Here is a 13,529-nt window from a genome sequence, read left to right as displayed (position 1 = left end):
CCCTTCCAGGAAACGGCCGCTGACCCTTCAGTGGCGTGCCGCCGTTACGGCGCGCACAGTGGGCCGCCCGGGTGGTGTCCGGTGGGCCGGCTACCACATGTGGAACGTGCGCCGATACGCGTGCGGCGAGACCCCCACCGCCGCCTGCAGGTGCTGCCTGAACGAGGCCGCCGTCCCGAAGCCGGCGCGGTCCGCGACGCGGTCCACCGGCAGGTCGGTGCTCTCCAGCAGCTGCCTGGCCAGCGCGATCCGCTGCTGCGTCAGCCACTGCCCCGGGCTCAGCCCCACCTCCTGCCGGAAATGCCGGGTGAACGTGCGCCTGCTCATCCCCGCGTGATCGGCCAGGTCGTCCAGCCGCAGCGGCGTGCCCAGCCGTGTCATCGCCCAGGCCCGGGTGGGGGCGGTGCCGACGCTGGACGGCTCGGGCACCGGGTGCTCGACGTACTGCGCCTGGCCCCCGTCCCGCCACGGCGGCACCACGCAGGCCCTGGCCACCTGGTTGGCGACCCGGCTGCCGTGGTCGCGGCGGACGAGGTGGAGGCAGAGATCCACCCCGGCCGCGGCGCCGGCCGAGGTGAGCACGTCGCCGTCGTCCACGAACAGCACGTCCGCGTCCATCCGCACCTTCGGGAACGCGGCGGCGAACCGCTCGGCGTCCCGCCAGTGCGTGGTCGCCGGACGGCCGTCGAGCAGCCCGGCCGCCGCCAGCACGTACGTGCCGATGCAAATGGAGATGATCCGGGTGCCGGGGCGGATCCGGGCCAGCGCCGCGGCCAGCCCGGCGGGCAGCGAGTCCGCGTCCGTGAGCCCGGCGAACCACTCCGCGGCGGGCACCACCACCGTGTCCGCGCTCGCCAGCACGCTCGCGTCGTGCTCGACGGCGATGGAATAGTCGGCGGCCGTGGCGACGGGGCGACCGTCGACCGTGCAGGTGACCACGTCGTAGAGCGGCTCGCCGCCGGGCCCCTGCGCGGCGCGGAAGATCCTGGACGGCACGCTCAGCTCGAACGGGATGACCCCGTCCACAGCGAGGACGGCAACGCGATGCATGGCCCGATTTTTACACATCATGACCTTTGGGCCACTCGCGGGCCCGGCCCCGGAACCAGCAGGCTGGGTCTCATGAAGATGAAAGCGATCAGCCAGGACGTCTTGGGCGGCCCTGAGGTTCTGAAGACGGTTGAGGTCGACCGGCCCGTCCCCGGCCCGACCGAGGTGCTGGTGCGGGTGGAGGCGGCCGGACTGAACCCGACCGACTGGAAGACCCGCGCGGGCGGCGGCTTCCTGCGGGACAAGCTGCCGTTCGTGCTGGGTTACGACGTCTCGGGCGTGGTCGAGGACTCGGGCGTCGGGCAGGCGCTCTACAAGCCGGGCGACGAGGTGTTCGGCATGCTCAAGTACCCGGACGCGCATGGCGCCTTCGCCGAGTACGTCACCGCGCCGTCCCGCCACTTCGTGCGCAAGCCCGCCGCCGTCGACCACGTCCAGGCGGCCGGGATACCGCTCGCGGGGCTGACCGCGTACCAGGCGCTCGTGGACGTCGCCGGGCTGAAGGGCGGCCAGCGCGTGCTCGTTCACGCCGCCGCGGGCGGGGTGGGCCACCTGGCGGTGCAGATCGCCAAGGCGCGCGGCGCGTACGTGATCGGGACGGCCAGCGCGGCCAAGCACGAGTTCCTGCGCGGTCTGGGCGCCGACGAGCTGGTCGACTACCGGAGCGAGGACTTCGCCGAGGTCGTGCGGGACGTGGACGTGGTGCTCGAGACCATCGGCGGCGACTACGGGCCGCGGTCGCTGCGCACCCTGCGCAAGGGCGGCACGATCGTCTCCCTGGTGCTCCGGGAGCTCGACCCCGACCTGCACCGGCAGGCCGCCGAGCTGGGCATCCGCTCGGAGGCCATGCTGGTGGAGCCCGACCACGCCGCGATGCGCGCACTCGCGGCCCTGGTCGAGGCGGGCAGGCTGCGCGCGGAGATCGCCGCCGCCCTGCCGCTGGCGGAGGCCGCCAAGGCGCACGAGCTCGGTGAGACGAACCGGGTCACCGGCAAGATCGTGCTCACCGTCTCCCACTGACCTGATTCATGGTCATTTCTTTGGGCCCGTAAAAGGTTTCCCTTAATCGACCGGCCGTGCGGTCAAATGTCAGTGGCAACGTCTATACAAGGGAGGTATGACCGACAAGCCGACGAACGAGGAGTTCCTCCAACAGGCTGACCCGATGCGGCGCGAGCTGCTGGCGCACTGCTACCGGATGATGGGCTCGGTGCACGACGCCGAGGACCTCGTCCAGGAGACGTACCTGCGCGCGTGGCGGGCCTATGAGGGCTTCGAGGGGCGCTCCTCGTTGCGCACGTGGCTCTATCGCATCGCCACCAGCGCCTGCCTGACCGCGCTCGACAGCCGGAGCAGGCGGCCGCTGCCCACCGGTCTCGGTGCCCCCAGCACCGAGCCGACCGCTCCCCTGGTGTCGGACCACGAGGTGCCGTGGCTGGAGCCCGTGCCCGACGCCCTGACAGGCGTCGGCGGCGACGATCCCGCCACGATCGTGGCCGGCCGCGAGAGCATCAGGCTCGCCCTGATCGCCGCGCTGCAGCACCTGCCGCCGCGGCAGCGGGCCGTGCTGGTGCTGCGTGACGTGCTCAGGTGGAAGGCCGCCGAGGTGGCCGAGGCGCTGGAGACGTCCACCGCGGCCGTCAACAGCATCCTCCAGCGGGCCCGCGCCCAGCTCAACGAGGTGCAGCCGAGTCTCGACGACCCGGTCGAGCCGCTGTCGGCCGAGCAGCGGGCCCAGCTCGACCGCTACGTCGCGGCGTTCGAGAACTATGACGTCGACAGCCTGGTGCACCTGTTCACCAAGGACGCGGTCTGGGAGATGCCGCCGTTCGTCGGCTGGTACCAGGGGCCCGAGGCGATCATGGAGCTCACCAGGACGCAGTGCCCGGCCGAGCGCCCCGGCGACCTCAAGCTGGTCCCGATCGCCGCCAACGGGCAGCCGGCGTTCGCGGTGTACTACCGCGAGAACGGCGTCTACGGGCAGTTTGCGATCATGGTGGTGACGTTCGCCGTGGAGCAGATCCGGCACGTCGGCATGTTCTTCGAGGAGAGCCTATTCGAGACGTTCGGGCTGCCGTCGACGCTGGAGGGTTCCACGACAAAGTAGAACGCGTTACAGTCTCGCCAGAGCAACGTTCTGGAGGCGACTGTGGGCACACCTGTGATCGTCGAGGCCGTACGCACTCCCATCGGCAAGCGAGCCGGCTGGCTGGCCGGGTACAAACCGCAACAGGTTCTGGCTACCGCGCTGAACGGCCTCGTCGAGCGGTCGGGGCTCGACCCGGCGGCCGTCGAGCAGGTGTTCGCCGGATGCGTGACCCAGGCGGGCGAGCAGGGCGGGCACGTCGGGCGCTACTCGTGGCTCTATGCCGGGCTGCCGTACCGGACCGGGGTGACGACGGTGGACGCGCAGTGCGGGTCGTCGCAGCAGGCGGTGCACCTCGCCGCGGCCCTGGTGCGCGCGGGCGTGATCGAGGCCGGCGTCGGCTGCGGTGTCGAGGTGATGAGCCGGGCTCCCCTCGGCAGCAACGTGCGGCCCGCCACGGCCAAGCCGGACGACTGGAGCATCGACCTGCCCGACCAGTTCACCGCGGCCGAGCGGATCGCGCGGCGGCGCGGGCTGACGCGGGAGCGGCTCGACTGGCTCGGGGCGCGCTCCCAGCGGCTGGCGGCCAAGGCGTGGGCCGACGGGCGGTTCGAGCGCGAGATCGTGCCCGTCGGGGACGTACGCAGGGACCAGGGCTTACGCGAGACCACGGTCGAGACCCTGGCCAACCTCAAGCCCGTCGCCGAGGGCGCCCTCCACACCGCGGGCACCTCGTCGCAGATCTCCGACGGCGCCGCGGCGGTGCTGGTGATGAGCGAGGAGGCGGCCGCCAGGCACGGGCTGCGGCCCAGGGCTCGGATCCTGGCGCAGGCGCTCGTCGGCGCGGAGCCGTACTATCACCTGGACGGGCCCGTGGAGGCGACGGCCAAGGTGCTGGCGGCGGCCGGGATGACGATCGGCGACATCGACAGGTTCGAGGTGAATGAGGCGTTCGCATCGGTGGTGCTGTCGTGGGCGGGCGTGCACGAGCCCGACTTCGACCGCGTCAATGTCAACGGCGGCGCGATCGCGCTCGGCCATCCGGTCGGCGCCACGGGCGCGCGGCTGATCACCACGGCGCTGCACGAGCTGGAGCGGTCGGACTCGGCGACCGCGCTGGTCACGATGTGCGCCGGCGGGGCGCTGGCCACGGCCACCGTTCTCGAGCGGGCCGGCTGAGGGCTCGTCTGGTGACACTCATTACCCGATCGGGGGGCGCATGAAGAGCAGACGCAGGCCGTACGCGGAGCAGCGGCCGCAGGATCTCGGCGGCGGGGTGTGGAGCGTGCCGGTGCCGATCCCGGGCAACCCGCTCGGCTACACGCTCGTCTACGCCCTCGAGTCCCCCAAGGGACCGGTGCTGGTCGACGCCGGATGGAACCATCCGGACGCCTGGGACGCGCTCAGCGGCGGCCTCGCCGCGGTCGGGATCGACGTGAGCACGGTGAGCGGGGTGGTCGTCACCCATTTCCATCCCGACCACGCCGGGCTCGCGGGGCAGGTCAAGGACGTGTCCGGCGCGTGGATCGCGATGCACGAGGCCGACGCGGCGCTGGTCAGGCTCATGCACGACTACGCGGCCGAGGAGCACGAGAGCTTCCAGTCCGACATGCTCCGGCGGGCCGGGGCCGATCCGGGCGAGGCGCGGCAGGCGGTGAGCCGCCCGACCCCGCCGGCGCTGCCCGACCGCCGGTTACGTGACGGGGACCTGGTGGACCTGCCCGGCCGCAAGCTCCGGGCCGTCCACACACCCGGCCACACCCCGGGGCACATCTGCCTGCATCTGGAGGATGCCGACCGGCTGTTCACCGGCGACCACGTCCTCCCCGACATCACCCCCCACGTCGGGATTTATCCGTATGACCGGGACGATGTCGATCCGTTGGGCGATTTCCTGGACTCCTTGGACCGGGTCGCCGACCTGGGGCCCCTGGATGCGTTGCCCGCACACGAATGGATATTTCCTGATGTGGCCGCGCGAGCCGCCCAGATCCGCCACCATCACGATGAGAAGCTCGTACGGCTGCGCGCCCTCCTGGCCCAGCGGCCGGAACCGCTGACCATCTGGGAGGTCGCCGCGATGATGACGTGGAACAGGCCATGGGACGACCTGTCCCCGATGCTGAAAGGCATGGCGGCCGGGGAGGCCGCGGCGCATCTGCGCGCTCTGGAGGCCAGGGGCGAAGTTCGCCGGGTCCCTGGTGTCGATCCCGTCCGCTTCCAGGCTCTAGACTTCTAGACATCCGATGTCTAGGGAGCGAAGCGTGGCGGTCACTGACGCGGCCATCGACAAGATCAAACAGATGATCCTCTCGGGCGAGCTGGCCCCCGGCGACCGGCTGCCCAAGGAGGCCGACCTCGCCGAGCGGCTCGGCCTGTCGCGCAACTCGTTGCGCGAGGCCGTGCGCGCCCTGTCCCTGATCAACGTGCTCGACGTACGTCAGGGCGACGGCACGTACGTGACCAGCCTGGAGCCGCGGCTGCTGCTGGACACCATGTCGTTCGTGCTCGACCTGCACCGCGACGACACGGTGATCCAGTTCTTCGAGGTCAGGCGCATCCTGGAGCCGGCCGCGACCGCGATGGCGACCGAGCTGATGACCGACGCCGACGTCGAGGAACTCCGCGTGATCCTGGAGTCCCTGCCCGCGGAGCCGACGGTCGAGGAGCTGGTGGCCAACGACCTCCAGTTCCACCAGCGGATCGCGCGGGGTTCCGGGAACAGCGTGCTCTGCTCGTTCATCGAGAGCCTGTCAGGTCCGACCACTCGGGCCAGGATCTGGCGCGGGCTCACCCAGGAGGGGGCGATGCAGAAGACGCGGGAGCAGCACACCGCGATCTACGAGGCCATCGCCGCCCGCCAGGCCGACGTGGCCCGGTCCTGGGCGACCGTGCACGTGGCGGGCGTGGAGTCGTGGCTGCGCAAGGCGCTCGATCTCGACTGACCCCGCTACCAGGGGTTGGTGCCGCCCTGCTCGCTGAGGAAGACGCCGGTCGGGACGTCGGGCAGGGTGGCCTGGCGGGCCACGTGCTCGCCGCCCTCGTCGGCGGTCAGCGTCCCGATGAAGCCGTTGAGGTCGGTGGCGCAGAAGCCGGGCGCGACCGCGTAGACCTTGATCGGCGTGTCGCGCAGCTCCTCGGCGTAGATCAGGGTGACGGCGTTCAGCGCGGCCTTGGAGGAGTTGTAACCGAGCAGGGTCGCGTACTCGCGCCACTCGGGCTCCTCGTCGGCCAGGAACGCGAACGTGCCCAGGCCGCTGGAGACGTTCACCACGCGGCCGGCCTCCGACCTGCGCAGGAGCGGGAGCATGGCGTTGGTCACGGCGACGACGCCGATCACGTTCGTCTCGTAGACCTCGCGCAGGGCGGCGACCGGGAGCCGGCTCGGCGCGCGCTCGTGGTCGCGGCTGATCGCGGCGTTGTTGATGAGCAGGTCCAGGTGGCCGAACTCGCGCTCGACGCGAGCGGCGGCCGCCTCCACGGTGTCCGGGTCGGTGACGTCCAGGCATACGAACCGGGCGTCCAGCCCCTCCCCCGCCAGCTCCTCGGCGGCCTTCCTGCCGCGCTCGGGGTCGCGGGCCCCAACTAGGACGACATATCCGGACTTGGCCAGTACGCGGGCGGTGGCGTACCCGATGCCCTTGTTGGCACCGGTGATGAGTGCGATGTTCATGCCCTCAAGGCTGAGCGGGGCCGCGTACGAACGGGAGAGAACCGCTGAGGCCCGGATTGACAGTCCCTGGTTACGGCGTCGCGGACCAGGCATCCTGAGGTCATGGACCGGATCAACAGGGCCGGCCTGGCGGGCTTCCTGCGCAGCCGCCGCGAACTGGTGCGGCCGTCCGACGTGGGCCTGGAGGGCGGCAAGCGCCGCCGCACACCCGGGCTGCGGCGCGAGGAGGTCGCCCGGCTGGCCGGGATGTCCGTCGACTACTACGCCCGCCTGGAACAGGCCCGCGGACCTCGCCCGTCGCGCCAGATGCTCGGCGCGATCGCCAGGGCGCTGCGGCTGACGGACGACGAGCGTTCCCACCTGTACTACCTGGCCGGCGAGCCGCCCGGACCGCCTCCCGGTCCGTCACAGGACGTCAGGCCCGGCGTCCTGCACCTGCTCGACCGGCTGGACGACACCCCGGCGCTCGTGTCGGACGCCAAGTACGACGTGCTGGCCTGGAACCCCCTCGCCGCCGCGCTCCTCACGGACTTCTCCGTGCTCCCGCCCGGCGAACGCAACCTCATCTGGCGCTACTTCACCGACCCTCGGGCCCGGGACCGCCACGACCCCGACGGCGCGTGGCGGTTCGCCAGGGAGTCGGTGGCCGACCTGCGCGCCGCCGCCGCCCGCTACCCGGACGACTCCGGCATCCGCCGGCTCATCGACCGGTTGCTGGCCGGCAGCACCGAGTTCGCGGAGCTGTGGGCCGGACACGACGTCACGGTCCGCAGGTCCGCGCGCAAGCGGATCAACCATCCGGCGGTGGGGTGGCTGGAGCTCGACTGCGAGACGCTGCACGTGCCTGAGGGCGACCAGTGGATCGTCCTCTACACCGCGGCGCCGGGATCGCCGTCGTACGAGGCACTGCGCCTCCTCAAGGTCATCGGCACACAGAACCTCCAGCACTCCCCCTGAACCCACCCCCACCCGCACGCAGCATCACAGAGCCCAGCACAACGGCCCGCGCCACAACGGAGCCCGGCACCACCGCCCGGCAACCCCAGCCCCGCACGGCCACCCGGCCACCCCAGCCCGACGCAACCCCGCACGGCACGCCATCTCGCGCGGTGCTGGGCGTGTCCGGTCGCGCTCGGTCGGTATGGCCTTGACCGGCGCGGGGTCCGTCCGCCGTACCCCGCTGGTGGTCCGGGAGAGTACGGGAGGGTAGTACCCCTGTCGTGGCCGACAAACTGGAGCGATACCGGAGCAAACGCGACGCCAGCCGCACCCCCGAGCCCATCCCCGCATCGCCGCCCTCCTCCGAGGACGGCAACGCGTTCGTCATCCAGGAGCACCACGCCCGGTCCCTCCACTGGGACCTGCGGCTCGAGCGCGACGGCGTCCTCGTGTCCTGGGCCGTCCCCAAGGGCCTGCCCGCCGACCCCGACACCAACCACCTGGCCGTGCACACCGAGGACCACCCGATGGAGTACCTCACGTTCCACGGCGAGATCCCCAAGGGCGAGTACGGCGGCGGCACGATGACCGTCTGGGACACCGGCACGTACGAGACGGAGAAATGGTCGGATCGCGAGGTCAAGTTCGTCCTGCACGGAGAGCGGGCTTCGGGGAGGTTCGTCCTTTTCCGGACCCGAGGCCAGAGCTGGATGATCCACCGCATGGACGCCCGGGCCCGCGACCCGTTCCCGCCGCCCGAACCCATGCTCCCGACCGAACGCGCCAAGCCCCCGAAGGACGTCTCGGCCTACGCCTTCGAGTTCGCGTGGGGCGGCCGCCGCCTGCTCGTCCCCATCGAGGGAGGGCGCACGACGGCCGCGCGGGAGCACCCGTGGTTGCGGGGGCTCGCGGAGTCGTTCGGCAGCCGCACGGCGATGCTGGACGGGGAGGTGGCCACGCTCGGGGGCGCCGAGATCCTGGTCTTCTACGACCTGCTGTACGACGACGGCCGCTCCCTGGTCGACCGGCCTTACGCGGACCGGCGGGCGGCATTGGACGCGCTGGAGCTGGCGGGAGCGCATTGGCAGACCGCTCCGTCGTGGCCGGGCGAGGCGGGCCCGGTCCGTCAGGCCGCCCGCGAACAGGGCCTGCCCGGGATCGTGGCCAAACGCCTCGACTCGGCGTACGAGCCAGGGCCCTCGAAGTCCTGGCTGTACATCCCCACCTGAGCCCCGCCGGGCTCAGCGCCTCGCCATCACTCCTTGGGCAGTAACTCCTCCGATATCAGCTCGTCCCACACCGCCTCCGGGACCGGGCGGGACAGCAGGGCGGCGTTCGCGGTGATCTCCTCGGGCGAGCGGGCGCCCAGGACGACCGAGGCGACGGCCGGGTGGCGGAGGGGGAAGGCCATGGCCGCCTGGGGCAGCGTGACGCCGTGGCGTTCGCAGATCTCCGCGATCCTCGTCGCCCGCTCCATCACCGACGCCGGTGCGGGCTCGTAGTTGTACGTGCCGGTCGGCCGCGGGGTGGCCAGGATGCCGCTGTTGAAGACGCCCGCCGCCAGCACCCTGACCCCGCGACGCGCGCACTCCTCCAGGAGCGGCAGGCCCGACTGGTCGAGCAGGGTGTAGCGGCCCGCGAGCATCACGACGTCGATGGTGGTCTCCTGGACGAAGCGCAGGAGCGCCTGCCACTGGTTCATCCCGACGCCGATGGCCTTCACCACGCCCTGGGCCCGCAGCTCGGCCAGCGCCGGGTACGCCTCCGCCAGCGCCTGGTCCATGTGGTCGTCCGGGTCGTGGATGAGCGCGATGTCGACGGCCGGGAGCCCCAGGCGTCCCAGGGACTCCTCCAGGGATCTGCGTACGCCGTCGCCGGAGAAGTCCCACACCCGCTGGAGGTCGGCGGACACGTCGAAGCCCTGCTCGTCGCGGCCGCCCGATGCCGAGGCGGGCACCAGCAGGCGGCCGACCTTGGTGGACAGGACGTAACCCGAACGGTCCTTGAGCGCGGCGCCGAGGCGGCGCTCCGACAGTCCGAGCCCGTAGTGGGGCGCGGTGTCGAACAGGCGCACCCCGGCGTCCCACGCCGCGTCGACCGTGGCCCGCGCCTGCTCCTCCGACACCTCCTGGTACAGGTTTCCGATCGGCGCACCACCGAAGCCGTGCCGCGACACCTCGACCCCGCCACCGTCACGCCCGACCCAAGACCCGCCGCCGTCACGACCGGTCGGAGACCCGTCCGGCGCGTCGCCGTCCGAGCCGGCCGGAGGTTCGTCGATCCCGTTCAATCCTGTGCCTTTCCGCCCGCGATCCGGCTGATCATCAACGCGATGAGGATGATCCCGCCATAGATCACCGGCTGCCAGAAGCCGGAGACGCCGATGAGCGTCAAGATGTTCTGCACCAGGCCGATCACCAGCACGCCGGTGAGCGCGCCCAGGATCGTGCCCTTGCCGCCGTCCATGCTCACGCCGCCGATGACCGCCGCCGCGAACACCATGAAGATCCACCCGACGCCCTGGTTGTTGCCGATCGCCCCGAGGCGGCCGGTCTCCAGGATCCCGGCGAGCGCCGCGAGCGTCCCGCCCAGGATGAACACCCCGTACAGCACCCGATCCACCCGGATGCCGGCGGCGCGGGCGGCGTCGGTGTTGCCGCCGATCGCGTAGAGCGCGCGGCCGAGCCGCAGGTAGCCCAGGCCGAAGATGCCCGCCGCGAACAGCACACCGGCGATCCAGATGGCCGCCGGCAGGCCGAGCCATATGGCGCTGCCCAGGTAGAGGATCGAGTCGGGGAGCTCGAACAGCGTCTTGCCCTCGGTCGGCCCCTGCAGGAGGCCGTGCACGATGATCAGCATGGCCAGCGTCACGATGAACGCCGACAGCTGGAACCTGATGATCAGGAAACCGTTGAACGCCCCGATGGCCGCGCCGACCAGCAGGGCCAGCGGGATCACCAGCGCGCCGGGCAGCCCGATGCCGAACCCGCCCGCGGCCGCCGGGATCACCAGCATCACCGCGATGGCCGGCGCGGTGCCGACCGTCGACTCCAGCGACAGGTCGAACTTGCCGGCGATGAGGATCATCGCCTCCGCCAGCACGACGAGCGAGATCGCCGCCTGCTGCTGGAGCACGTTCGTGAGGTTGCCCGCGGTCAGGAAGGTCGGGTCGAGGAACGCGCCCACGACGAGCAGGATCACGATCACCGGCACCAGCGTCAGGTCACGGAACCTGGCCAGGCGCACCCGTGGGACCGGCGCAGTCATAGTGGTCAATCTTCTATGCCCTCCATCACGGCCACGAGTTCGTGGTCAGTCCAGCCGCGCGGCACGTCCTTGACGACCCTGCCGTGGAACATCACCAGCACCCTGTCGCAGATCCGCAGGTCGTCGAGCTCGTCGGAGACCACGACGGCCCCCGCGCCCCGCCCGACCGCGTCCTCGACCGCGCCGAGCAGTGCCTGCTTGGCCTTGACGTCGACACCGGCCGTCGGGTTGATCACGACCAGCACCGTCGGGTCGTCCACGAGAGCCCGCGCGAACACGACCTTCTGCGCGTTCCCCCCGGACAGGTCGCCGACCGGCTGATCAGGGCCTTCCGTCTTGATGTCGAGGTCCTTGATCATCTCGTCGGCCTTGGCCCGTCGGCGGGCAGGTGACACGATCCCGTACCGGCCGAGCTTGCGGGCGATCGGGAACGTGGCGTTCTCCCCCACCGAGAGCAGCGGGACGAAGCCCTCGTGGTGGCGGTCCTCCGGCACGAACCCGAGACCCGCCTCCATGGCGGCGGGCACGTCGCCCGGTTTGACCCGGTTGCCGTTGACCGTGACCGTGCCGGAGTCGGCTTTGCGGAGCCCGACGAGGGTCTCGGCCAGGCCGACCTTGCCGCTGCTCGCGGAGCCGGCCAGGCCGACGACCTCGCCCGCTTTAACGGAAATATCGATATCTGCGTAGCGGTCGCCGAGCGAGAGTCCCTCGCCCGACAGCACGACCCGGTCGCCAGGCGTGCGGGTGCGGGACTCGTACGCCGTCGTGGCCTCCCCCGTCATCGCGGCGACCAGCTCGTCGTGGGGAAGCTCGGCGACCGGCCTGGTCACGATGTGCCGCGCGTCGCGGAAGACCGTGACGCTCTGGCAGATCTCGTAGACCTCGTCGAGGTGGTGGGAGATGTACATCATCGTGACGCCCTGCTCGCGCAGCGAGCGCATGCGCGCGAACAGCCGCTCGATGGCCGGGCCGTCGAGCCGGGCGGTCGGCTCGTCGAGGATGATGAACCTCGCCCCGAACGACAGCGCCCTGGCGATCTCGACGAGCTGGCGCTGCTCGACGGTCAGGTCGCCGGCCAGCGCCTGCGCGTCGACGTCCACCTCGTACGTGTCCAGCAGCTCGCGCGCCCTGGCCCGCAGCGCGCGCCAGTTGATCCTGGCGCCCCTGGCCGACTGGCGGTTGAGGAAGAGGTTCTCGGCGACCGTCAGCGCGGGGATGATCGTGGACTTCTGATAGACGCAGGCGACGCGCTGCCGCCAGGCGTCGCGGTCGGCGAGGGCGGGCGCCGCCTCTCCCGAGAACAGCACCTCGCCCTCATCGGCCGGCTGGAGCCCGGTGAGGATCGACACGAGTGTGGACTTCCCCGCGCCGTTCCTGCCGACGAGCGCATGGGTCTCGCCCTCGGCGATCGCGATCCCCGCGCCGTTCAGCGCGACGGTGGGGCCGAAGCGCTTGACGACGTTTCGGGCTTCAACGTGATTTTTCATCACTTGATCTGATTACCCCAAAGGCTCTTGTCGTCCACGTTGTCCTTAGTCACGAGCGGCGCGGGGAGCTGGTCCTCCAGGCCGTTCGGGAGCTGGATGATGTTGCTGTCGTGATCGGTCGGGCCGGGCTTGAACGTCTTGCCCTCCAGCGCGGCCTTGGCGTAGAAGACCGCGTACTTGGCATACAGGTCCGCCGGCTGCGACACCGTGGCGTCGATGTCGCCCTTGCGGATCGCCTCGAGCTCCTCCGGGATCCCGTCGTTCGACACCACGAAGACGTGCTTGGGGTCGCTCGGCGGGACGAGCAGGCTCTTCTGCTTCAGCACCTGCAGCGTCGGCGCCAGGTGCACGCCGCCGGCGTGCATGTAGATGCCCTTGATGTCGGGGTTCTGCTCCAGGCGGGTCTGCAGCATGGACGCGGCCTTGGTGCCCTCCCACTCCGTGGGCTCGCTGAACACGGTGATGCCGGGGAACTTGGACTTCATGCACTCCAGGAACGCCTCCGACCTGTCACGGCCGTTGATGGAGCTGAGCGCGCCCTGGAGCTGCACGACCTTGCCCTTGCCCCCCAGCTTCTCCCCGAGGAACTCACAGGCCTTGGTCCCGTACGCGCGGTTGTCGGCGCGTACGACCATGTAGACCTTTCCCTTGTCCGGACGGGTGTCGACGGTCACGACGGGGATCTTCTTGTTCTCCAGCTGCTGCAGCGTGTTGGCGATGGCACCGGTGTCCTGCGGGGCCATGATGATCGCCTTGGCACCCTGGCCCACCAGCGCCTGCACGTTGTTGACCAGCTTGGAGACGTCGTTCTGCGAGTTCGTGGGTGGCATGAGGTCCACCTTGTACTCGCCGGCCATCTGCGGGACGTACTTGATGTAGGAGTTCCAGAAGTTGGAGTCGGCCCGCGGGTGGTCGATGCCGACCTTCCCGCCGCCGCCCCCTCCTCCGGTTGTTGTCGTGCCCGAGCCACACGCGGTGACGACCGCCAAGAGGGCCGCCGCCGCGACCGCCGATCCGAACTTCATGG

Annotated in this window: 13 protein-coding genes; 7 read left to right on the top strand and 6 right to left on the bottom strand. The window is 70.9% G+C overall.

Translation table 11 applies throughout. The features are described from left to right. Nucleotides 1-90 precede the first annotated feature (90 nt). Nucleotides 91-1,050: a GlxA family transcriptional regulator gene (locus tag ACIHFD_RS41050; protein WP_397371517.1), complete on the bottom strand. Its 960-nt coding sequence runs from the start codon at nucleotides 1,048-1,050 to the stop codon at nucleotides 91-93. A gap of 78 nt (nucleotides 1,051-1,128) precedes the next feature. Between ACIHFD_RS41050 and ACIHFD_RS41045 the strand changes: the two genes are divergently transcribed. The 5 genes from ACIHFD_RS41045 to ACIHFD_RS41025 all read left to right on the top strand — a co-directional run bounded on the left by ACIHFD_RS41045 (nucleotide 1,129) and on the right by ACIHFD_RS41025 (nucleotide 6,081). Next, complete coding sequence (locus ACIHFD_RS41045; RefSeq protein WP_397371550.1) at nucleotides 1,129-2,070, top strand: NADP-dependent oxidoreductase; 942 nt, start codon at nucleotides 1,129-1,131, stop codon at nucleotides 2,068-2,070. A gap of 97 nt (nucleotides 2,071-2,167) precedes the next feature. Beyond that, nucleotides 2,168-3,157, top strand: a complete 990-nt coding sequence (locus ACIHFD_RS41040) for a sigma-70 family RNA polymerase sigma factor (protein ID WP_397371516.1) — start codon at nucleotides 2,168-2,170, stop codon at nucleotides 3,155-3,157. A 42-nt stretch (nucleotides 3,158-3,199) separates the two neighbouring features. Continuing rightward, the gene (locus ACIHFD_RS41035) at nucleotides 3,200-4,315 is read left to right on the top strand and encodes a steroid 3-ketoacyl-CoA thiolase (RefSeq protein ID WP_397371515.1); all 1,116 of its coding nucleotides are present in this window, start codon (nucleotides 3,200-3,202) and stop codon (nucleotides 4,313-4,315) included. A gap of 40 nt (nucleotides 4,316-4,355) precedes the next feature. Continuing rightward, nucleotides 4,356-5,375: an MBL fold metallo-hydrolase gene (locus ACIHFD_RS41030; protein WP_397371514.1), complete on the top strand. Its 1,020-nt coding sequence runs from the start codon at nucleotides 4,356-4,358 to the stop codon at nucleotides 5,373-5,375. Nucleotides 5,376-5,400: 25 nt separating this feature from the next. Continuing rightward, the gene (locus tag ACIHFD_RS41025) at nucleotides 5,401-6,081 is read left to right on the top strand and encodes a FadR/GntR family transcriptional regulator (protein WP_185068291.1); all 681 of its coding nucleotides are present in this window, start codon (nucleotides 5,401-5,403) and stop codon (nucleotides 6,079-6,081) included. A 5-nt stretch (nucleotides 6,082-6,086) separates the two neighbouring features. On the opposite strand, the gene ACIHFD_RS41020 is transcribed toward ACIHFD_RS41025, so the two are convergent. Next, nucleotides 6,087-6,809: an SDR family oxidoreductase gene (locus ACIHFD_RS41020; RefSeq protein ID WP_397371513.1), complete on the bottom strand. Its 723-nt coding sequence runs from the start codon at nucleotides 6,807-6,809 to the stop codon at nucleotides 6,087-6,089. 102 nt (nucleotides 6,810-6,911) lie between these two features. Here ACIHFD_RS41020 and ACIHFD_RS41015 point away from each other — a divergent pair, with 102 nt between their 5' ends. Together ACIHFD_RS41015 and ACIHFD_RS41010 are read left to right on the top strand one after the other, a co-directional pair. Further along, on the top strand, nucleotides 6,912-7,766 hold the full coding sequence (locus tag ACIHFD_RS41015) for a helix-turn-helix transcriptional regulator (protein ID WP_397371512.1): 855 nt from the start codon (nucleotides 6,912-6,914) through the stop codon (nucleotides 7,764-7,766). 263 nt (nucleotides 7,767-8,029) lie between these two features. Next, the gene (locus ACIHFD_RS41010; RefSeq protein WP_397371511.1) at nucleotides 8,030-8,977 is read left to right on the top strand and encodes a DNA polymerase ligase N-terminal domain-containing protein; all 948 of its coding nucleotides are present in this window, start codon (nucleotides 8,030-8,032) and stop codon (nucleotides 8,975-8,977) included. A 26-nt stretch (nucleotides 8,978-9,003) separates the two neighbouring features. Here ACIHFD_RS41010 and ACIHFD_RS41005 read toward each other — a convergent pair whose 3' ends face one another. Genes ACIHFD_RS41005 through ACIHFD_RS40990 form a run of 4 tightly spaced genes read right to left on the bottom strand, consistent with a single transcriptional unit; the run spans nucleotide 9,004 to nucleotide 13,527 of the window. Continuing rightward, a complete protein-coding gene (locus ACIHFD_RS41005) occupies nucleotides 9,004-10,038 on the bottom strand; it encodes an aldo/keto reductase (protein WP_397371510.1) in 1,035 nt (344 codons plus the stop codon). Then, nucleotides 10,035-11,015 carry an ABC transporter permease gene (locus ACIHFD_RS41000; protein ID WP_397371509.1) on the bottom strand — a complete coding sequence of 327 codons (981 nt, stop codon included), beginning with the start codon at nucleotides 11,013-11,015 and terminating at the stop codon, nucleotides 10,035-10,037. Before ACIHFD_RS41000 ends, ACIHFD_RS41005 begins: the two co-directional genes overlap by 4 nt. Nucleotides 11,016-11,020: 5 nt before the next feature. Further along, nucleotides 11,021-12,502, bottom strand: coding sequence for a sugar ABC transporter ATP-binding protein (locus ACIHFD_RS40995; RefSeq protein WP_397371508.1), 1,482 nt, complete (start codon nucleotides 12,500-12,502; stop codon nucleotides 11,021-11,023). Continuing rightward, nucleotides 12,502-13,527 (bottom strand): sugar ABC transporter substrate-binding protein, encoded by a 1,026-nt coding sequence (locus tag ACIHFD_RS40990; RefSeq protein ID WP_397371507.1) that lies wholly within the window; start codon nucleotides 13,525-13,527, stop codon nucleotides 12,502-12,504. Before ACIHFD_RS40990 ends, ACIHFD_RS40995 begins: the two co-directional genes overlap by 1 nt. Between the last annotated feature and the right edge of the window lie 2 nt (nucleotides 13,528-13,529).

It is taken from the genome of Nonomuraea sp. NPDC051941 (assembly GCF_044593615.1).
Note: the sequence above shows the minus strand (reverse complement) of the source record. Positions and strands in the feature narration are given on the sequence as shown.